The organism is Paucibacter sp. DJ2R-2 (assembly GCF_025717675.1).
Classification (GTDB): domain Bacteria; phylum Pseudomonadota; class Gammaproteobacteria; order Burkholderiales; family Burkholderiaceae_C; genus Paucibacter_A.
Genome location: NZ_JAJIRT010000007.1, coordinates 226,949 through 245,566, shown reverse-complemented (window position 1 = coordinate 245,566; position 18,618 = coordinate 226,949). Strand labels below are relative to the sequence as shown.

20 protein-coding genes and 1 other RNA gene are annotated in these 18,618 nt (G+C 64.8%); 13 read left to right on the top strand and 8 right to left on the bottom strand.

Going from position 1 to position 18,618, the window contains the following annotated elements; genetic code table 11:
- Positions 1-21: 21 nt before the first annotated feature.
- Positions 22-121: non-coding RNA, sX9 sRNA (locus LNV28_RS17415), on the top strand.
- Here the strand turns inward: LNV28_RS17415 and LNV28_RS17410 are convergent.
- Positions 116-496 carry a methylglyoxal synthase gene (locus tag LNV28_RS17410; RefSeq protein ID WP_263517604.1) on the bottom strand — a complete coding sequence of 127 codons (381 nt, stop codon included), beginning with the start codon at positions 494-496 and terminating at the stop codon, positions 116-118. The two genes, LNV28_RS17415 and LNV28_RS17410, sit on opposite strands and share 6 nt — an antisense overlap.
- A 68-nt stretch (positions 497-564) precedes the next feature.
- Here LNV28_RS17410 and otnI point away from each other — a divergent pair, with 68 nt between their 5' ends.
- Together otnI and LNV28_RS17400 are read left to right on the top strand one after the other, a co-directional pair.
- A complete protein-coding gene (gene otnI / locus LNV28_RS17405; RefSeq protein WP_263517603.1) occupies positions 565-1,362 on the top strand; it encodes a 2-oxo-tetronate isomerase in 798 nt (265 codons plus the stop codon).
- Positions 1,363-1,534: 172 nt separating this feature from the next.
- Complete coding sequence (locus LNV28_RS17400; RefSeq protein WP_263569022.1) at positions 1,535-2,710, top strand: tetratricopeptide repeat protein; 1,176 nt, start codon at positions 1,535-1,537, stop codon at positions 2,708-2,710.
- Positions 2,711-2,724: 14 nt separating this feature from the next.
- On the opposite strand, the gene LNV28_RS17395 is transcribed toward LNV28_RS17400, so the two are convergent.
- The 3 genes from LNV28_RS17395 to LNV28_RS17385 form a co-directional block, all read right to left on the bottom strand.
- The gene (locus tag LNV28_RS17395; RefSeq protein ID WP_263517601.1) at positions 2,725-3,069 is read right to left on the bottom strand and encodes a YkgJ family cysteine cluster protein; all 345 of its coding nucleotides are present in this window, start codon (positions 3,067-3,069) and stop codon (positions 2,725-2,727) included.
- A 14-nt stretch (positions 3,070-3,083) separates the two neighbouring features.
- Positions 3,084-4,559 carry a serine/threonine protein kinase gene (locus LNV28_RS17390; protein ID WP_318013872.1) on the bottom strand — a complete coding sequence of 492 codons (1,476 nt, stop codon included), beginning with the start codon at positions 4,557-4,559 and terminating at the stop codon, positions 3,084-3,086.
- Between the two features lie 90 nt (positions 4,560-4,649).
- Positions 4,650-5,393: a metallophosphoesterase family protein gene (locus LNV28_RS17385; protein WP_263517600.1), complete on the bottom strand. Its 744-nt coding sequence runs from the start codon at positions 5,391-5,393 to the stop codon at positions 4,650-4,652.
- A gap of 411 nt (positions 5,394-5,804) precedes the next feature.
- Here LNV28_RS17385 and LNV28_RS17380 point away from each other — a divergent pair, with 411 nt between their 5' ends.
- Positions 5,805-6,596 carry a transporter substrate-binding domain-containing protein gene (locus tag LNV28_RS17380; RefSeq protein WP_263517599.1) on the top strand — a complete coding sequence of 264 codons (792 nt, stop codon included), beginning with the start codon at positions 5,805-5,807 and terminating at the stop codon, positions 6,594-6,596.
- Between the two features lie 258 nt (positions 6,597-6,854).
- Here LNV28_RS17380 and argF read toward each other — a convergent pair whose 3' ends face one another.
- Both argF and LNV28_RS17370 read right to left on the bottom strand, forming a co-directional pair.
- On the bottom strand, positions 6,855-7,817 hold the full coding sequence (gene argF / locus LNV28_RS17375; RefSeq protein ID WP_263517598.1) for an ornithine carbamoyltransferase: 963 nt from the start codon (positions 7,815-7,817) through the stop codon (positions 6,855-6,857).
- Positions 7,814-9,034, bottom strand: coding sequence for an aspartate aminotransferase family protein (locus tag LNV28_RS17370; RefSeq protein ID WP_263517597.1), 1,221 nt, complete (start codon positions 9,032-9,034; stop codon positions 7,814-7,816). The genes argF and LNV28_RS17370 overlap by 4 nt, the downstream gene beginning before the upstream one ends.
- Before the next feature lie 257 nt (positions 9,035-9,291).
- Here LNV28_RS17370 and LNV28_RS17365 point away from each other — a divergent pair, with 257 nt between their 5' ends.
- Positions 9,292-9,636, top strand: coding sequence for a DUF3579 domain-containing protein (locus LNV28_RS17365; protein WP_263517596.1), 345 nt, complete (start codon positions 9,292-9,294; stop codon positions 9,634-9,636).
- Between the two features lie 24 nt (positions 9,637-9,660).
- On the opposite strand, the gene LNV28_RS17360 is transcribed toward LNV28_RS17365, so the two are convergent.
- Positions 9,661-9,816 (bottom strand): hypothetical protein, encoded by a 156-nt coding sequence (locus tag LNV28_RS17360; protein ID WP_263517595.1) that lies wholly within the window; start codon positions 9,814-9,816, stop codon positions 9,661-9,663.
- Between the two features lie 153 nt (positions 9,817-9,969).
- On the opposite strand from LNV28_RS17360, the gene LNV28_RS17355 reads away from it, so the two are divergent.
- Both LNV28_RS17355 and LNV28_RS17350 read left to right on the top strand, forming a co-directional pair.
- Entirely contained in the window at positions 9,970-11,013 is a 1,044-nt protein-coding gene (locus tag LNV28_RS17355; RefSeq protein ID WP_263517594.1) for a M14 family zinc carboxypeptidase, read from the top strand.
- Positions 11,010-11,858 carry an alpha/beta fold hydrolase gene (locus LNV28_RS17350; RefSeq protein ID WP_263517593.1) on the top strand — a complete coding sequence of 283 codons (849 nt, stop codon included), beginning with the start codon at positions 11,010-11,012 and terminating at the stop codon, positions 11,856-11,858. The genes LNV28_RS17355 and LNV28_RS17350 overlap by 4 nt, the downstream gene beginning before the upstream one ends.
- A gap of 104 nt (positions 11,859-11,962) precedes the next feature.
- Here LNV28_RS17350 and rpsT read toward each other — a convergent pair whose 3' ends face one another.
- On the bottom strand, positions 11,963-12,256 hold the full coding sequence (rpsT, locus tag LNV28_RS17345; RefSeq protein ID WP_263517592.1) for a 30S ribosomal protein S20: 294 nt from the start codon (positions 12,254-12,256) through the stop codon (positions 11,963-11,965).
- 274 nt (positions 12,257-12,530) lie between these two features.
- Between rpsT and murJ the strand changes: the two genes are divergently transcribed.
- The 6 genes from murJ to folK all read left to right on the top strand — a co-directional run bounded on the left by murJ (position 12,531) and on the right by folK (position 18,615).
- Complete coding sequence (gene murJ / locus LNV28_RS17340; protein WP_263569021.1) at positions 12,531-14,093, top strand: murein biosynthesis integral membrane protein MurJ; 1,563 nt, start codon at positions 12,531-12,533, stop codon at positions 14,091-14,093.
- Between the two features lie 28 nt (positions 14,094-14,121).
- Positions 14,122-14,991, top strand: coding sequence for a SirB1 family protein (locus LNV28_RS17335; RefSeq protein ID WP_263517590.1), 870 nt, complete (start codon positions 14,122-14,124; stop codon positions 14,989-14,991).
- A gap of 126 nt (positions 14,992-15,117) precedes the next feature.
- Entirely contained in the window at positions 15,118-15,801 is a 684-nt protein-coding gene (gene hda, locus LNV28_RS17330; protein ID WP_263517589.1) for a DnaA regulatory inactivator Hda, read from the top strand.
- Positions 15,798-16,484 (top strand): histidinol-phosphatase, encoded by a 687-nt coding sequence (locus tag LNV28_RS17325; RefSeq protein WP_263517588.1) that lies wholly within the window; start codon positions 15,798-15,800, stop codon positions 16,482-16,484. The genes hda and LNV28_RS17325 overlap by 4 nt, the downstream gene beginning before the upstream one ends.
- Positions 16,481-18,100, top strand: coding sequence for a polynucleotide adenylyltransferase PcnB (pcnB, locus tag LNV28_RS17320; protein WP_263517587.1), 1,620 nt, complete (start codon positions 16,481-16,483; stop codon positions 18,098-18,100). The genes LNV28_RS17325 and pcnB overlap by 4 nt, the downstream gene beginning before the upstream one ends.
- Positions 18,100-18,615 (top strand): 2-amino-4-hydroxy-6-hydroxymethyldihydropteridine diphosphokinase, encoded by a 516-nt coding sequence (gene folK, locus LNV28_RS17315; RefSeq protein ID WP_263517586.1) that lies wholly within the window; start codon positions 18,100-18,102, stop codon positions 18,613-18,615. The genes pcnB and folK overlap by 1 nt, the downstream gene beginning before the upstream one ends.
- Positions 18,616-18,618: the final 3 nt, after the last annotated feature.

Here is an 18,618-nt window from a genome sequence, read left to right as displayed (position 1 = left end):
GGTCCGGTGCTCAGAATCCTCACGTACAGCTAGTACGTTCCGGTTCCTGCGCTCCGTCCGCCTCGCATGACAGCCGCTCGCTACAAAAATTCTCAAGCTCTGAGTCGGCTCGCTTTCAGCCCAGCTGAGCCCAGCGCTCCAGCATCAGCCGCGCGCCGGCCGTGTTGGTGGCGCAGGGCACGTTGTGCACGTCGCAGGCGCGCACCAGGGCGTTGATGTCGGGCTCATGCGGCTGCGGAGTCATCGGGTCGCGCAGAAAGATCACGGCATCCACCTCGCCTACGGCCAGGCGCGCGCCGATCTGCAAATCGCCACCATGCGGGCCGCTGAGCAGGCGCTCCACGCTCAGGCCCAGTTCGGCCACCAGGCGGCCGCCGGTGGTGCCGGTGGCCATCAGCTGGCAGCCCTGCAAAAAGGTCTTGAACTCGGCCGCCAGGGCGACCATCTCGTTTTTCTTGCCGTCGTGGGCGATCAGTGCGAGTTTCATGGCGGGCATCTTAGTGAGTCCGGACTGGCGGGACACAATCAATCGGGTTACCAAACTGCTTGCTGCCCGGACCTGCCATGCCCCGCTTTGCTGCCAATCTGTCCATGCTTTACACCGAGCTGGATTTCCTCGACCGCTTTGCCGCCGCCGCGCGCGATGGCTTCCAGGCGGTCGAGTTCCTGTTCCCTTATGCCTTTGCGCCCGAGGAGTTGGCCGCCCGGCTGCATGAAAATCAGCTTCAACAGGTGCTCTTCAATGCCCCTCCGGGTGATTGGGATGCGGGCGAGCGGGGGCTGGCTTGTCTGCCCGGCCGCGAGGTCGAGTTCCGGGCTGGCATCCACCAAGCCCTGGCCTTTGCGCAGGCACTGACTTGCTCGCGCATCCATGTCATGGCGGGTGTCGTGCCTTCGAATCAGAGGCCGGAGGACTGCCATTCCACCTACCTGGAGAATCTGCGTTATGCCGCAGCGGCAGCGGCCTGGCAGGGCGTGCAAATCATGATCGAGCCGATCAACGAGCGAGACATGCCCGGCTACTTTCTGAACCGGCAGGCGCAAGCCCACGCCCTGCTGGACGAGATCGGCTCGCCCCATGTCATGGTGCAAATGGACCTGTACCACCTGCAGGTCAGCGAGGGCGATCTGGCCAGCAAGATCCGCCGCTACCTGGCTGGTGGCCGTATCGGCCACATCCAGGTGGCCGGCGTGCCCGAGCGTCATGAGCCTGATGTCGGCGAGCTGAACTACCGCTACCTGTTTCAGCTGCTGGACCAACTGGGCTACCCGGCCTGGATCGGCTGCGAGTACCGGCCCGCTCGCGGCCAGCGGCCTCATGCCACGTCAGAGGGTCTGGGCTGGTTGCAAGCCTGGCTGTGAATCGGGGCGGCTTGCAGCCAGAAGTCATGGGTATTCATCTGGGGCTGAAGGCGCTAGGCTGATGACTACACTTTGAAGCGTTGGACCCTGCCGTTTGCTGGGGTCTGGCCTTGTGGAGCCTTGCGTGGCCTTCGTGGCCTCGCGGGGTTTCGGGAAAGGAAGAGCCATGAATATGCTTGCCTTGCGTACGCTTTCGGTCTTGCTGTGCACCCTGCTGCTGGGGGCTTGCGCCACGGTCGCACCGCCGCCACACGCGCCCTTGCAGGAGCTGTTCCATGACCAGCTCTTCAAGCCCAGCACCATGAACATGGACCCGGAGCAGGTCTTCGCCCTGAGCCCGGCCATGCGCGACTATCTGGACCGAGAGATCGCCTTCCAGATCCGCAACCGCGGTCCGCGCGATGCCTTGCTTGATTCGCTCTACACCAAGGGGCAGTTGCAGCTCGAGTACGACTCGGACCGAACCCGCAATGCCGCCGAGGCCTTCGCCCAGCGGCGCGGCAACTGCCTGTCCTTGGTGATCATGACCGGCGCGTTCGCCAAGCATCTGCAGCTGCCGGTGCGCTACCAAAGCGTCTATGTCGAGGATTTCTGGTCGCGGCACGGCGATATCTACTTCCTGACCGGACATGTCAACCTGACGCTGGCGCGCCGCAAGCCCGAGGTTCATGCCTTCACTACCATGGAGGCCGATCAACTGACCATCGACTTCCTGCCCGGCGCCGATATTCGCGGCCAGCGCAGCCGGGAGATCGATGAGCAGACCGTGATCGGCATGTATATGAACAACCGCGCCGCTGAAAGCCTGGCCGCCGGCGCCATTGACGATGCCTATTGGTGGGTGCGTGCTTCGCTCAAGGCTGACCCGCGCATGATGGCGGCCTACAACACGCTCGGTGTGATCTACCGGCGCCGCGGTCTGCCCGAGCTGGCGCAGGCCAGCTTTCGCCATGTCTTGCGCCAGGAGCCGGACAACACCCAGGCCTTGTCCAATCTGGTGCTGGTGCTGGACGAGGGCGGCCCCGGCTCGGAGTCGGCCCTGCTGACGGCCAAGCTGCGAGAGCTGCAACCGCATCCGCCCTATAAGTTTTTTGATGAAGGTATGGCTGCCATGCGACGAGGGGAGTACCAGCAGGCCAAGGCCTTGTTTGACCGTGAGTTAGCCCGATCAGCGTTTTTCCATGAATTCCACTTTTGGGCGGCTTTGGCCAACTACGGCTTGGGCGATGTCAAGACCGCACACAAACATATGGTCTTGGCTTTGGAGAACAGCAGCACGGAACGAGACAAGCGGCTCTACGCTGCCAAGATGGATTTGCTGAAATCTCGCAAGAACATGTTCCATTGAACGGCGCTGGGTCCTCAAGCCAGAGGCGTCAAGCCATGTTTTGCCCGCGCCAGCGCGCAGGCCTCGTCGCCGATACCCATGGGCGCGCGCAGGCCAAATTCCCGGCAAGGGCCGGGCCGCCATTCATAGATGCCGCAGCCGGCCGCCTGGCCCACCGTGCCGACCAGGGCGGCGCAGCGCGGCCGGGCGTGGTCGGTGCCGCGCATGCGGGCCAGGGTGTCGGTCAGTTCCACTGTCAGTCCGTCGGGCACGCAGCCGCCCTCGCTTTGCAGTTCCTCCCGAGCGAAGTCCACGCGAAAACTGGCGCAGCAGGCGCCGCACGGAATGCAGGGGTTGTTCGTGGTTTCGGGGGCGGTCATGCTTGGGTGTCCGTTCAGGCCTCGGCGCCAGCCGGCTCGCGCACCACGGTGACCGAGCATTCCGACTGTGTCACCACCTGGGCCGAGACACTGCCCAGATAGCGTCGCAAGGCCGAAGCGCCGCGTGCGCCCATGACGATGTGGTCGGCGCCATTCTTGGCCGCAAACTCGATGATGGCCGTGGCCGCGTCGGGCGCCTCAAGCACATGGAAGGTCAAGCGGCCGTCCTCCAGATTCAGCGCCTTGCTGATCGGACGCGCCCAATGCTTGAGGGCGATCAGCTGCTTCACGTGCACGCTCTTGCCGTCCTTGTCGGTCAGCTCGTCCATGCCGATGCGGGCCGTCTTCATCACGCTGACGCAGGCCAGACGGGCGCCCGGCTCGGTCTGGACGATGCGGCGCACGGTCTCGCGCAACTGGTCGAGCAGGGCGGGTGTGGCGTGCTGGGTGTCGACTGCCGCCATGATGATGGGGCTGCGCGTCACCTGGTTGCTGACGGTGGCCTGCGGTGCCGGCTCCGAGCCGAGGGCGAAGAACCAGCGCTTCAGGGTCTTGAGGCTGCTGCTGCCCGTCATCTTTTCGGCGCGGCGGGTCAGGCTCACGCCCTCGGGTTGTTGCAGATCCAGGACCAGCTGTGCCGCGCTTTGGTAGCGGCGCTCGGGCTTGACCTCCAGGCAATGCAAGACCACCTCCTGGAACCATGGGGGCAGTTCGGGGTCGATGGCGCGCGGTGGTACCGGTTCGATGTAGAGCCGGCGGCGCAAGCCGCGCACCGAGCTGGGCTGGCCGAAAGGCCGCTCGCCGGTGGCCAGGTGGTAGAGCATGACGCCCAGGGCAAACAGATCGCTGCGTGGGTCGTTGCGCACGAACTGCACCTGTTCGGGCGACATGTACGGCCCCGTGCCCATGGGCAGGGAGAACTCTTCCTCCAGCAGGTCGGGCAGGTGGTCGTGACGCGAAAGCCCGAAGTCGACCAACACGGCCAGCCCATCCGGCCGGAACATGATGTTGCTGGGCTTGATGTCCAGGTGCACCACATGCTGGCGGTGCAAGTCCTGCAAGGCGGTGGCGACACGGATGCCGATGTCCACCACCTCGTCCAGTGGCAGCGGAGCTTCGTCCAGGCGCGGGCGCAAGGACTGACCCTGCACCTGCTCCATGACGATATAGGCTTGTCGTGTCCAGTCGCCGCGCGCGACGAAGCGCGGCACATGTGGGCCTTTGAGCGCCGGCATCAGCATCTGCTCAACCTCGAAGCCGACGATGGTGGCCGGGTCCTCGCCGCCCTTGATGCGCGGCACTTTCATGATCAGGGGGAAGTCCTCACCGGGCTTGGCTTGCAGCCGGGTGACGCGCCAGATATGGGCCATGCCACCCTGATGCATGCGCTCCTCCAGCCGGAAACCGTCGAGCTCCATGCCCGGCTCCAAGGGCCCCAGGGGCGGCGAGATGAACTGGGTGCTGAGGGGGCCGGAATCGGAGCTGGGCATGGTGAAGAGAGTCCTGTTCGGAGGCCTGTGAAGGTGCCGGGTGCCGTGGTCCTGTCGGGATGGGGTCAGGTCTTGCCTTTGACCCTGATGCTACTCGCCTTGCAGCAGGCGGGCCGCCAGCCGTTCGGGCAGGCCGGCGGCGCGGATTTGCGCGGCGGCGGCTTCGGCGTCGTAGGCCACGCGCTGGAAGCTGAGCTCGCCGGCCGTACTGTCAAAGATGGCGTAGCAGGCCGCCGGGTTGCCGTCGCGTGGCTGGCCGCAGGAGCCCGGGATGGCCAGCCATTGGCGGTTCGGCAGCAAGGGGATGGTGACGCCCGCAGCGGGCGTGAACTCGCCCGCCTTGCCGGTCGAGCTCAGGTGGTAGAGCATGGGTTCGTGCATATGGCCGCAGAAGGTGTAGCGGCATTCGGTGGCATGCAGGCTGCGCATGGCTTCCAGGCGGCCCTGGATGTATTCGTAGCCGCCCGGGTCGAAGGCATTGGCATGGACGTAGAGCCGATCTTCTCGGGTGACGCTCATCGGCAACTTGGACAAGAAGTCGAGCTGCGCGGGGTTCAGGTGCGCATGGGTCCACTCCACCGCCAGGCGTGCGTCCTCGCGCATGCTGCTGGAGCTGCCTTGCACCACGGCGGCATCGTGGTTGCCCATGACGGCCGCGGCACCTTGCCTGACCAAGTCGGCGACCTTGTCCAGCACCCAGGCAGGGTCGCCGCCGTAACCGACGAAATCGCCGAGCAAGGCGTAGTCATTGACGCCCTGGGCCTGAGCATGCTCAAGCACCGCGGCGAAAGCCTGCGCATTGGAATGAATGTCAGAGATAAGGGCAATTTTCATGGCGATGCTGAGCTTGCCATGAGCGGCTGACGGCAGGCTGAAGGCGGTGAGGGCGGTGAGGGCGGGAGAAGGATGGGGAAGGCCGCCGAGATGGCGTGGGTGTGACGACGCACATTGCTCGGTTCGTGCGCCTACAGCTTGCCGCCTGTTGGCGCAAACTACAACAGGATTGACCCGCCCCAGCATTGGCGCGGTGGCGACACGCGAAAACGCCAGATCGCGTAAGCTGCGGGCGACCCGCAGATGGGCGGCACGCTCTCAGCGTGCCGCTCAGCGGAACATCAAATCGAGATGTGGGTTTCTCAATTTCGTGCATGCTTGCTTCTCACAACTCTCAAAAGGTGCCTGATGTTGCGGTGGCCGTGGTGCGATGGAGTGGCGGGGTTCCAGCGGAATTGCTCGGTTTGGCTTGTGGCGCTCGCCTCAGCGGCCTTGCCCTGGAGCGCCTGGGCCCAGACCGTCTGTTCGCGCGATATTGCCGTGCCGGTGGCACCGATCGGGCTCAGCGTCACGGTGGCAGGTGAGGATGTGGCGGGTGTCTATCCGGAGGTCTTGCGCAACAGCGTAGCGCGGGAAGGTTGTCCGCTGAAGTTCTCCGTCGTGCCGCGGGCGCGGCAGGAGCTGATGTTCGAGACCGGCCGCGCCGATCTGCTGGTGCCGGCGACACGCACGCCCAAGCGTGACGAGGCCGGCGTGTTTGTGCCCATGGTCAGCAGCCGGGCCACCCTGATTTCTCTGAGCTCCGAGCGTGCACCGCTGCGCAGCCTGGCCGAGTTGCAGGCCCGGCGCGAGATGCGCGTGGTGCTGGTGCGGGGTTTTGATTACGGCGAGTCCTACCAAGCCTTGATCAAGGAGCTGGAGCAGCAGGGGCGCTTGTCATTGGCGTCCGATGCCGTTTCAGTGGCACGCATGCTGGGCAATGGCATGGCCGAAGTCACGGTGATGGCGCCCAGCATTCTGGTGGGTGCCTTGCTGGGCGATGCTCGCGTGCGGCCTCTGCTGGAACAGCTGCGCTACGAGCCGGTGGACGAGCTGCCCTGGGGCGAGAGCGGTGTGTACGTGTCCAAGACCGCTTTGTCGGAGGCCGACCGTCAGAGCTTGCTGGTGCTGCTGGAGCGCGCGGCCAAGTCGGGGCAAGTGTGGCGCGAGTTCGTCAAACACTACCCTCCGGGGAGTCTGACGGGCAGCATTCGGCAGCGGTGAGCGGGCCGCACGCGGCGGCTGTTAGCCGATGCGACCCAGCAGAAGGTACTCCATGAGTGCCAGCCCTTGCGGACATGGGCTGGCCTTCGTCAGGCGTCAGACAGGCCGTCGGGCCTGTCTTCGGTCCTGACTCAGCCTTTTGCACGTTCATTCTGTTTTGGTGTGCACCCGCCGCTGACGCGGCTTCACTTGGCGGGCGCCAAGTGAGTGCACCCCGAATCGCATGCTGCCCTGACGGGCAGGGTTCACATCGGCTGGTCAGCCGATGCGACCCAGCAGAAGGTACTCCATGAGTGCCTTCTGCACATGCATGCGATTCTCCGCCTCGTCCCAGACCACGGATTGGGGGCCGTCGATGACCTCGGCGGTCACTTCTTCGCCACGGTGGGCCGGCAGGCAGTGCATGAAGAGGGCGTCGGGCTTGGCCACGCCCATCATCTCGGCATCGACGCACCAGTCGGCAAAGGCCGCGCGGCGTTTGTCGTTCTCGGCTTCATAGCCCATGCTGGTCCAGACATCGGTGGTCACCAGGTCGGCGCCGCGGCAGGCGTCGAGCGGGTTCTTGAAGACCTTGTAGCAATCGCCGTTCTGGATGCCGGCGACCTGGGCGTCCACCTCGTAGCCGCTGGGCGTGCTGACATGGACGGTGAAGCCCAGGATCTCCGCTGCCTGCAGCCAGGTGTTGGCCATATTGTTGCCGTCACCGACCCAGGCCACGACCCGGCCCTTGAGGCAGTCGACATCGACGATGCCGCGCTGGTTCATGCCGCGCGCTTCGATGAAGGTGAACAGATCGGCCAGGATCTGGCAGGGGTGGTACTCGTTGGTCAGGCCGTTGATCACGGGCACGCGCGAGTGGGCGGCGAAGCGTTCGATCTTGGTCTGCTCGAAGGTTCGGATCATCACCAGGTCGACCATGCGGCTGATCACGCGGGCGCTGTCCTCGATGGGCTCGGCGCGGCCCAGCTGGCTGTCGCCGGTGGTCAGGTGGACCACTGAGCCGCCCATCTGGTACATGCCGGCCTCGAAGCTGACGCGGGTGCGCGTGCTGGCTTTCTCGAAGATCATGGCCAGCGTGCGGTCGGCCAGGGGCTGGTAGCGCTCGTAGTTCTTGAAGCGGCGCTTGATGATGGCGGCGCGCTCAAACAGATGGGCGTATTCCTCGGCGCGGAAGTCCTTGAACTGAAGGTAGTGGCGCATCAGGCCTTGGCCGGGCTTCATGCCTGGGGCTCCGCCAGAAAGGCCTTGATCAAGGGCACGAGAATGGCGGCGATCTGGGCAGCTTCCTCGCTGCTCAGGATCAGGGCGGGCACCAGGCGCACCACGCGCTCGGCGGTGACGCTGATCATCAGGCCGGCATCGGCCGCGCGCTGCAGCAAGACACCGCAGGGGCGATCCAGGGCCACGCCCAGCATCAGGCCCTGACCGCGCACTTCGACGACACCAGGCACGCCTTCCAGGCCCGCTTTCAGGGCGGCCTTGAGCTCGCCTCCAACCTTCTCGGCATGCGCCAGCAGGCCGTCTTCTTCCATGATCTTCAGCGTCTCAACGCCGGCGCGCATGGCCAGCGGGTTGCCGCCGAAGGTGGTGCCGTGGTTGCCCGGCTGCATGATCTTGGCGGCGCGTGGGCCGCAAACCACGGCACCGATGGGCACGCCCGAACCCAGGCCCTTGGCCAAGGGCATGACATCGGGGCGGATGCCGGCCCACTGATGGGCGAACCACTTGCCGGTGCGGCCGATGCCGCACTGAACTTCGTCCAGCATCAGCAGCAGATCGCGCTGGTCGCAGATGCGGCGCAGGCCTTGCAGAAATTCGATGCGCGACTCGTTGATGCCGCCTTCGCCCTGGATGGTTTCCAGAAAGATGGCGGTGATGTTCGGATGGGCGTCCAGCGCCGCTTCAACGGCAGGCAGATCATTCAGCGGCACGCGCACAAAGCCGGGCACCAAGGGGCCGAAGCCGGCATGGATCTTGGGGTTGGCGGTGGCGGAGAGGGTGGCGATCGAGCGGCCATGGAAGGCGCCCTCGAACACCATCACCTCGGGTGCATGGTTGCCGCGGTCGTTGCCGAATTTGCGGGCGATCTTGAGTGCCGCTTCGTTGGCCTCCAGGCCGCTGTTGCAGAAGAAGGCCACGTCCAGGCCGGACAGCTCGCACAGCTTGGCAGCCAGCTGCTCTTGCAAGGGTACGTGGTAGTAGTTGCTGCTGTGCATCAACGTGGCCACCTGCGCCTGCAGGGCCGGCACCAGGCGCGGATGCGCATGGCCCAGGGTGTTGACGGCGATGCCGCCCAGCCCGTCCAGGTATCGTCGGCCGTTCACGTCCCAGACCCAGCAGCCTTCACCGCGCGCCAGGGCGATGGGCAGGCGGCCATAGGTTTGCATCACGTGAGGTTCGGACGGCACAACAGCAGACGGGACAACGGGGGCGTTCATCAACTCTCCATAGGTGGGGGACAAGCAAACAGGGTGGCGTTTCGGCGCGGCGGAACCTCGCCGAAACGTCGGCGGATTCTAAGGGCCAGGTCTTTCCCGAGGCCCTGACACGGGCCTGACGCGTGCGAATGTCCGGTCTTGCCGAGCTGCCTGTGCTGCGGCGCAACACATCCAAGGCACAATAGCGTCTGTCGTAAAACCGTCTATTTTCGCGGCCGCGGGGCTGGAACCCAGCCCGGCGTCGAAGTCGCCCACCCATGAGCCAGTCCCCCAAATCGCGCGAAGTATTCATCCAGGGCCTCACCCTGGAGGGCCGGACCTTCCGGCCGAGCGACTGGGCCGAGCGTCTGGCAGGCGCCATGTCCTGCTTCCGCCCTGGCGGCGCCCGTGGCGGTATCGGCGCCTACATCGGCTACTCGCCACTGTGCGTGCCGCGGGTGATCAACGGTGTGAAGTGCGTGATCGTCAACGAAGAGTTGCGCCGCCTTGAGCCCATGGCCTGGGACTTCGTCATGAACTTCGCCCGCGACAACAGCCTGCAGGTGGCCGAGGCTTGCTTGTTGCCGGACAGCCCCAGCGCGGAAAAGCGCTCGGCGGACTGAGCCGCGGCCAGCGCTGACTGAGCTTCAGCGCTGTCGGCGCGCCCTTTGCAGGGCCAGCAATTCCAGGCTGCCGCCGAGCAGGCACATCAGCCAGATCATGCGACGACGCAGGCTGCCGACAAGGCCGGCGGGAAGGAAGTGGTCCGCATCGCTGCAGCGCTCGTTTTTGAGGGGTTGCATGGCGGCTAGGCTATGTCGGCTTCGTGACGATCTGATGACGCGCATATAAGGCGTTCAGCATGTGCTGCGGTGTGATGCTGGAGTCCGGCCGGGCCTGCGGCTATGCTTGCCGGCTTCGCGCCCAAACCCTTTTCTTCAGCGGATCTGATCCTGGTGTCTTCCTCTGTCTCTTTGCTGCCGGCCTTGCCTGAACTCGCTGAGCTGGAGTTGCTGCTGCGCCAGGCCGGGCCCTTGCTGCAACAGCATGAACTCGGTCAGGTGGCGGTGGGCGGCGGCAGCTTGCCCTTGCTGGCTTTGACACTGGGCAACCCGGATCCGGCCGTGCCGGCGGTGGGCTTCTTTGGCGGCGTCCATGGCCTGGAGCGCATTGGAGCGGAGGTGGTCATGGCTTTTTTGGCCAGCCTGATCTCGCGGTTGCACTGGGACAGCAGCTTGCACCGCATGCTGGAGTCCTTGCGTGTCGTGTTTTTGCCGCTGGTCAACCCGGGCGGGATCTGGAACGGCACTCGCGCCAATCCGCGTGGCGTGGACCTGATGCGCAATGCGCCGGTGGAGGCGGGCCCAGGGGTGTCGCCCTGGGTCGGAGGTCAGCGTCTGAGCCCCAGGCTGCCCTGGTATCGCGGCGCGGAAGCGGCAGGTATGGAGACTGAAAGCCAGGCGCTGTGCGACTTGGTGCAGCGCGAGTTGCTGAGCCACAGGCAGTCGGTCGCGGTGGACTGCCACTCGGGATTCGGTCTGGCCGATCGCATCTGGTTCCCTTATGCCCACACGGCTCGGCCTTTGCCGCATTTGGCGGAAATGCATGCCTTGTGTCAGATCCTGGATCAGACCCATGCCCAGCATCGCTACGTGTTCGAGCCACAGAGCCGACAATACTTGACCCACGGAGACCTGTGGGACCATCTCTACTTACAGGCCTGTGCGCGCGACGATTGTCTGCACCTGCCTCTGACCTTGGAAATGGGCTCCTGGCTCTGGGTCAGGAAGAATCCCAAGCAACTTTTTTCTCGCCACGGCATGTTCAATCCTCTGGTCAGTCATCGACAGCAGCGTGTGCTGCGCCGCCATATCGCATGGCTGGACTTCATGCTTCGTGCGGCAGCTGGCATGCCGCGCTGGTTGCCCCAGGGCGAACAACGTGCCAGACATGAGCAGCAGGCGCTGCAACGTTGGTATCGCCGGAGTGCTGGCGCATGACGGGGCCGGTTCCAGCGCCCGCGCCGGTGGAGGCGCAGCCGCAGGCTGCCAGCACCTGGGTTTTGCTGCGTGGGCTTTCGCGCGAGTCCGGTCATTGGGGGGACTTTCCTCGCCTGTTGCTGCGCAAGATCCGCGAGCAGCAGCCCGGGGCTCAGCTGATTTTGCTGGACCTGCCGGGCAATGGCATGCTGCACCGACAGACCAGTCCGAGCGAGGTGCCGGCCATGGTGGAAGCCTGCCGCTCGCAAGTGGCTCGTTTGGGAATCAAGGGGCCGGTCCATGTTCTGGCCATGTCCCTGGGTGCCATGGTCGCCAGCGACTGGATCGCGCGCTACCCCAAAGAGGTCTGCGCCGGCGTCCTGATCAATACCAGCCTGCGTCCCTTCAGTCCCTTTTACCGCCGCCTGCGGCCGCTCAACTACTTCACTTTGTTGATGCTGAGCCTGAGTCGCCTGGGTTACCGGCAGCGCGAGGCCAAGGTCTTGCGCATGACCACCCGCTTGCTGCCGCGTCCTGAAGAAGTGCTGGACCATTGGGTGTCCTTGCAGCGCGAGCGGCCTGTGGGGGTGCGCAACACCATGCGGCAGTTGCTGGCGGCGGCTCGGTACGAGGCCACCCGGCGGCGTCCGGCGGCGCCGATCTTGCTGCTGTGCAGCAAGGCCGATAGGCTGGTCGACTGGCGCTGTTCGCAAGCCATCAGCCGAGCCTGGGGTGCGCCCCTGCGCCTGCATGAGCATGCCGGCCATGATTTGCCGCTCGACGACGCGCCGTGGGTGGCACAGGCCGTGGCGGACTGGCTGAAGATGCGGCGTATGCAGGGTCTGGATCACGGCGAGTGGCATTGATTGAGCCCCGGCCCGAGCGGAAGAAGAGGGCTTCCGCTGGCTCGCATCCAGACGCAAAAAAGCCCGCTTGCGCGGGCTTTTTGACTTTGCACCAGAACTGGTTGTTAGGCGGCCAGCGCCTTGATCTTTGCCGACAGACGGCTCTTGTGACGAGCAGCCTTGTTCTTGTGGAAGATGCCCTTGTCAGCGACCGAGTCGATCACGGATTGAGCTGTCTTGAACAGTTCGGCAGCCTTGGTCTTGTCGCCAATGACCACGGCTTTTTGCACGTTCTTGATGACCGTGCGGAAATGGGAGCGCAGAGCCGTGTTGGCTGCGTTGAGCTTGATGTCCTGGCGAGCGCGCTTGAGGCCCGATGCCGTACGGACTGTCTTCTTGACTTTGGAAGAGGATGCCATGCTGTAAATCTACCCAGTTGGTGCAAAGACCGCGAGTATAGCACTGAAATAACAGTGAAACAAAGGCCGATGCGGCGTTGGCCACTCGGAAGCGGCGAGGGGGCACATGATAATGCGGCGCCCGGCCTGTCATCAAGCGGCCATGCTGTTTGAGGTCTGGGTCGGCCCGGTATGGATTCCAGCGGCTGAATCTGGCCGCTCAAAGCCTGCAATAGGTCTGCTGTATGCCTCTGCATGTGTTTCCCTCGCTCTTCTTGCTGACTGCGTCCCCGTCATGAATCTGTTGCGTGCTGCGTCTCTGATCTCCGTCTTCACCTTGGTCTCCCGCATCACCGGGCTGATGCGGGAGCAGATGGTGGCCGCCATGTTTGGCGCAGGCGTGCTGTCTGATGCATTCCTGGTCGCCTTCCGCATTCCGAACATGTTGCGTCGCCTGTTTGCGGAAGGGGCCTTCTCGCAGGCCTTTGTGCCGGTGCTGGCGGCCACGCGCGCCAAGCATGGCGACGAGGCAACCCGCGATTTGATTGATGCCGTGGCCTCGGTGCTGGCTTGGGCCTTGGCGGCCACCTGCGTGATCGGCGTGCTGGCCGCGCCGGTGCTGGTCTGGATGCTGGGTTCTGGCATGCCGGGCAAGGGGCAGGACGCGGCCGTGGTGATGACGCGCTGGATGTTTCCCTACATCGGCTGCATGTCCATGGTGGCTTTGGCGGCCGGCATTCTCAACACCTGGAAGCGTTTCATGGTGCCGGCGGTCACGCCGGTGATCCTGAATCTCTGCGTGCTGGCCTTCGGCTGGTGGATGACGCCGGTGGTGGCGGACTGGGGTTACCCGCCAATCTATTCAATGGCCATGGGCGTGATGGTCGGAGGCGTCTTGCAGTTGCTGATTCAGTTTCCCGCGCTCCGCCACATCGGCGTGCGTCCGCGCATTGCGTTTCGCCCTTCGGATGTGCGCCGTGCCAGCACCCACCCGGGTGTGGGCACGATCTTGCGTCAGATGGGGCCGGCCCTGCTGGGCGTCGGGGTTGCGCAACTCTCGCTGCTGATCAATACGCAGATTTCCAGCCACATCGCTGTCGGTGCCACTTCCTGGCTCAACTATGCCGACCGCTTGATGGAGTTCCCCATGGCCTTGCTGGGCGTGGCGCTGGGGGCGGTGCTGACGCCCCAGCTTTCCTCGGCCCAGGCTGAGGGCGATACGCAGCGCTATTCGGACATGCTGGACTGGGGTCTGCGCCTGGTGGTGTTGTTTGGTCTGCCTTGTGCGCTGGCTTTGCTGGTTTTTGCCGAGCCCTTGGTGGCCGTGCTGTATCACCGCAAGGCCTTTCTGGCCGTCGACGTGGTGAATACCGCGCAGGCGGTCATGGGTTGGGGTGTCGGTCTTCTGGGACTTCTGGCCATCAAAGTGCTGGCGCCGGGCTTTTACGCCAAGCAGGACACGCGCACCCCGGTGCGCATCGCCATTGGCGTGCTGGCGCTGACCCAGCTGCTCAATCTGGTTTTCGTGCCCTGGGTGGGTGTGGCCGGCTTGGCGCTGTCCATCGGCCTCGGCGCCATGGTCAATGCTTTCTGGCTGCTTCGTGGACTTCGCCGTCAGGGTAGTTACACACCCGAGCCCGGCTGGGTGCGTTTTGCCCTCAGGGTGCTGCTGGCGAGCGCGGCAATGGCCGTGCTGCAATGGCAGTTGGCGCAGCGTCTGGACTGGATTGCTTTGGGTCAGAGTGAAGGTTTGCGGGCCTTGGTCATGGCCGGCAGCCTGGCGGCCTCGGCTCTGCTGTATTTCGGCATCCTGGCCCTGCTCGGCTTGCGTCTGCGTCAGTTCATGCGGCGCGGCTGAAATCGTCTCGTCCCTCTAAACTCGCCTTATGAGCTCTTCCTTGCGCCTGGATGCGCCAACCCCGCTGGAGTACTTCGCCGCCTTGGTGCAGGAGGATGTCAGCCTGAACTTGCTGGAGGCTGCGGCCTCTCTGGCCCAGGATGAGCAGCCGGCTCTCGATGTGCAAGCGGTGCTGGCCGAGGTCGATGGTCTGGCCCGGCGCCTGCGGCAGCGCCTGCCCGCCGATGCCTCGGCCCAAGTCAAGTTGCGCAGCCTGTGTCGCTTCTTCCATGAGGAGCTTGGATTCGGTGGCAATGTCAATAATTACTACGAGCGTGGCAACAGCTATGTCCACCAGGTGCTGGCGACGCGCCGCGGTATCCCGGTCAGCCTGGCGGTGATCTTTCTGGAGCTGGCCAGTCAGCTGGGCCTGCGGGCTCAAGGTCTGGCCTTCCCTGGGCATTTCTTGGTGCGCGTGCGCATGGGCAATGGCGAGGTCGTGCTGGATCCCTTCAGCGGCGACTCCTTGTCGCGCAGCCGGCTGGACGAAATGCTGCAAGCGTTTCGTGGCAGCACCGGTCTGCAGGGCGAGGTGGATTTGCCCGTTGATCTGTTTTTGCAGCCGGCCTCGGCGCGCGACATCCTGGCGCGCATGTTGCGCAATCTGAAGGAGATCCACCGTGCTGCCGGCGACTGGCCGCGCTTGCTGGCCGTGCAGCAGCGTCTGGTGGTGCTGCTGCCGCATGCGGCGATCGAGCGGCGCGACCGCGGCCTGGTGCTCGAATCGCTGGGCCATTGGCCGGCTGCGGCCGAGGATCTGGAGGCTTATTTGGCTCAGGAGCCTCAGGCCCCCGATGGCCCCTTGCTGCAGGAGCGTGTGGCGCAGCTGCGCCAGCGTGGCGGGCCGGCCTTGCACTGAAGGAGCACCTCGTCGACTGCCATGAGGCGCCGCCCTTAGAATTGCCGCCGCCCCACCCGGGCCTGCTGTCGCTGCGGGTTCCCTGATGGATTTCGAGCTGCATTTGGTCTTGGAGATGACCCGGTTTTGAAGCAGATTCCGCTTGCCATCGGCCCCGCGCCGATGTTCACCTTTGATAATTTCCTGCCCGGCGCCAACAGTGCGGTCCTGGCACATTTGCAGTCTCTGCGGGCCGGTGCTGTGGCGCCGCCGCCGGTGTTTCTCTGGGGTCTGCCTGGTTGCGGCAAGACCCATGTGCTGCGTGCTTTGGCTCATGCTTGGCAGGACGCGGGCGCTCAGGTCGGCTGGTACGACGCTGACACGCCGCTGCCCTGGGAGCTGCCAAGCCAACCCAGCCTGCTGCTGATGGATGACTGCGAACGTTTCGACGCCGGTCAGCAGCATGCGGCCTTCGCCTTGTTCGTTGAGGCGGCCACCCATGGTCTGGCGGTGGTGGCCAGCGGCAGCGCGCCGCCGGTCGATCTGGCGCTGCGCGAAGACTTGCGCACGCGGCTGGGCTGGGGCCCGACCTTTGCCTTGCAGCCTCTGAGCGAGCAGGAAATGCGCGCTGCTTTGCGCCGCGAGGCCGATCGCCGCGGCATCCTGCTGGCCGATGAAGTGATCGACTATCTGCTGACCCGCTTTGCCCGTGATCTCAAACATCTGATGTGCTTGCTGGATCGACTCGATGAATTTGCCCTGGCCGCCAAGCGCGCGGTCACGGTGCCACTGCTGCGCCAAATGCTGGCCGATGAAGGAGTTTCCGGATGAGTCAGAACGCAGGACAGGCGCTGACCTTGTTCGATCTCGACGGCACTTTGATTCCCAATGATTCGGACCATGCCTTTGGTAGCTTCATGGTGGCGGTCGGCTGGGCCGATGGGGCTCAATGGCAGGCTCGCAATGATGAGTTCTACGCCCAGTACCAGGCCGGTTGCCTGGATCTGGACGCCTATATCGAGTTCGCCACCTCCGTCTGGCGCCGCCGTCCGCTGGCCGAGGCCCTGGCCATGCGTGAGCGTTTCATGGCCGAGGTGATGCAGCCCTTGATCGGTGACAATGCGCGGGCCTTGGTCCGCCGCCATGCCGAGGCCGGGGATTTGCTGGCCATCGTCACCGCGACCAACGAATTCGTGACGGCCCCGATTGCTGCTGCTTTTGGCATCGAGCACCTGATCGCCGTGCGCCTGGCGCGTGATGAGCAGGGTGCTTGCACGGGGCGCATCGAAGGTGTGCCTTCCTTCCAGTCCGGCAAGATCGAGCGTGTCCAGCAATGGCTGGCGGGCTTGGGGCGACAATGGCAGGACTTCGAGCGTGTGAATTTCTACAGCGACTCGATCAATGATTTGCCGCTTCTGGACTTGGTCAGTCACCCGGTGGCCACCAATCCTTCGCCGGCTCTGGCGGACATCGCGTCCGCTCGCGGCTGGCCTCAACTGAACCTCTTCGCATGATCAAAAAATTCATTGACAAGCTGCTGGGCAAGCCTTCCGCCGGCAAGGCCGCCAAGGCGCCGAAGGAAGCGAAGCCCGGGCATGGCTCCTTGGGCAAGCGGGTTGAAGTGGGCGTGTCCGAGCATGGCATTGACCCCAGCCTGCTCGACGAGCGTGCGGTACGCGTGGTGGAGACCTTGGCCGATGCCGGCTTTGAGGCCTATATCGTCGGCGGCGCGGTGCGCGACCTGCTGCTGGGCATGCGCCCCAAGGATTTTGATGTGGCCACCAACGCCACGCCCGAGCAGGTCAAGGGCTTGTTCCGCCGCGCCTTCATCATCGGCCGGCGCTTCCGCATCGTCCATGTGGTCTACGGACGCGGGCGGGAACATGAGGTGATCGAGGTGTCCACCTTCCGGGCTCTGCTGGGTCAGGAAACGGCCGAGCAAGTCGCCGGCAACGAGAAGACTTCCAAGGCCGAGTTGGCGGGCAAGAGCCATGTGGTCGATGCCGAGGGTCGGGTCTTGCGCGACAACGTCTGGGGCCCGCAGATCGAGGACGCCGCACGTCGCGATTTCACGGTCAATGCCCTGTACTACGACCCGCGCCGTCAGTTGGTGGTCGATTACCACGGCGGCTTGGCCGACGCCAAGAAGCGCGTGCTGCGCATGATCGGCGACCCGGAAGCCCGCTACCGCGAAGACCCTGTGCGCATCATTCGCGCCGTGCGTTTCGCGGCCAAGCTGGGCTTTGAGCTCGAGCCCAAGACGCGCGCGCCGGTCAAGGCCAGTGCTGCACTGCTGGCCAATGTGCCGATCTCGCGCATGTTCGACGAGATGATCAAGCTGCTGCAGACCGGCCATTCCCTGGCCAGCCTGGAAGAGCTGCGCAAGCAAGGCTTGGCGCGCGGCGTGTTCCCCGTGCTTGACGCCATGCTCAATGAGCGCGGTGAGCTGGCCGAAGGCACGCGCGGCGATTTCGTGCGCATGGCCTTTGAAGACACCGACCTGCGCGTGCGTGAGGGCCGCGGTGTGTCGCCCAACTTCATGCTGGCCTGCATGCTGTGGTTCGAGGTGCTGGAGCGCTGGACGCGCCTGCGTGAAGCGGGTGAGCCGGTGGTGCCGGCCTTGCAACAGGCCATCGACACGGTCTTCGATGCCCGCATCGGCGACATCTCCGGTCGCGGCAAGCTGGCCACCGAGATGCGCGAAATCTGGATGATGCAGCCTCGTTTCGAGCGGCGCAGCGGCAGTGGCGTCTACACATTGATCGAGCAGCCTCGCTACCGTGCTGGCTTCGACTTCCTGCGCCTGCGTGCCGATGCGGGTGAGATCGACCCTGCTCTTGCTGATTGGTGGGAAGACTTTGCCCTCGGCAGCGACGAGGAGCGTGAAGCCTTGCTGGAAGATGTGCGCGAGCTGGAAAAGTCGCAGCGCCGCAGCGCCAAGACCCACCAGTTGCCCCGCAAGGAAGGTATCGGCCCCGTCGGCGCGCCCGATGATGTGGAAGAAGCGCTGTCGGAAGGCAAGGCTCCGGCCAAGAAGCGTCGCCGTCGGCGCAAGCCCGGTGCGCGCGCGGCCGGTGAGGGCGCTGGCGGCGCTGCGCCCGCCGCTGAGGGCGGCAACGGCGAGCTCTGATGTCGACGGCTGCTCGGCAAGGCTCGCGTGAGGTGCGAGCCTTTGTCGGTCTGGGGGCGAATCTCGGTGGTGATCTGGCGGCCACCCTGCGCTTGGCTCTGCGGGATTTGCGGGCCTTGTCAGGCTGTGAGCTTGTCGCTGTTTCCAGCGCCTACCGGAGTGCTCCGGTCGATGCGGGCGGCCCTGACTATCTCAACGCGGTGGCGGAGTTGCGCACCTGCATGGAGCCGCTGGAGCTACTGGATGCCTTGCAAGCGATCGAGCAGGCCCATGGCCGTGAACGCCCCTATGTCAATGCGCCGCGGACCCTTGATCTTGACCTGCTTCTGTATGGCCAGGATCAGCTCTCGGAAGCCCGCTTGTCGGTGCCGCATCCGCGCCTGCATCAGCGCGCCTTCGTGCTGAAGCCTTTGCTGGAACTGGCGCCCGATCTGCAAGTGTCCGGCCTGCCGCCGCTGCAGGAATGCCTGCTGTGCCTGCAGGACCAGGCGATCGAATGCCAGGGAGCCCTGTGATGG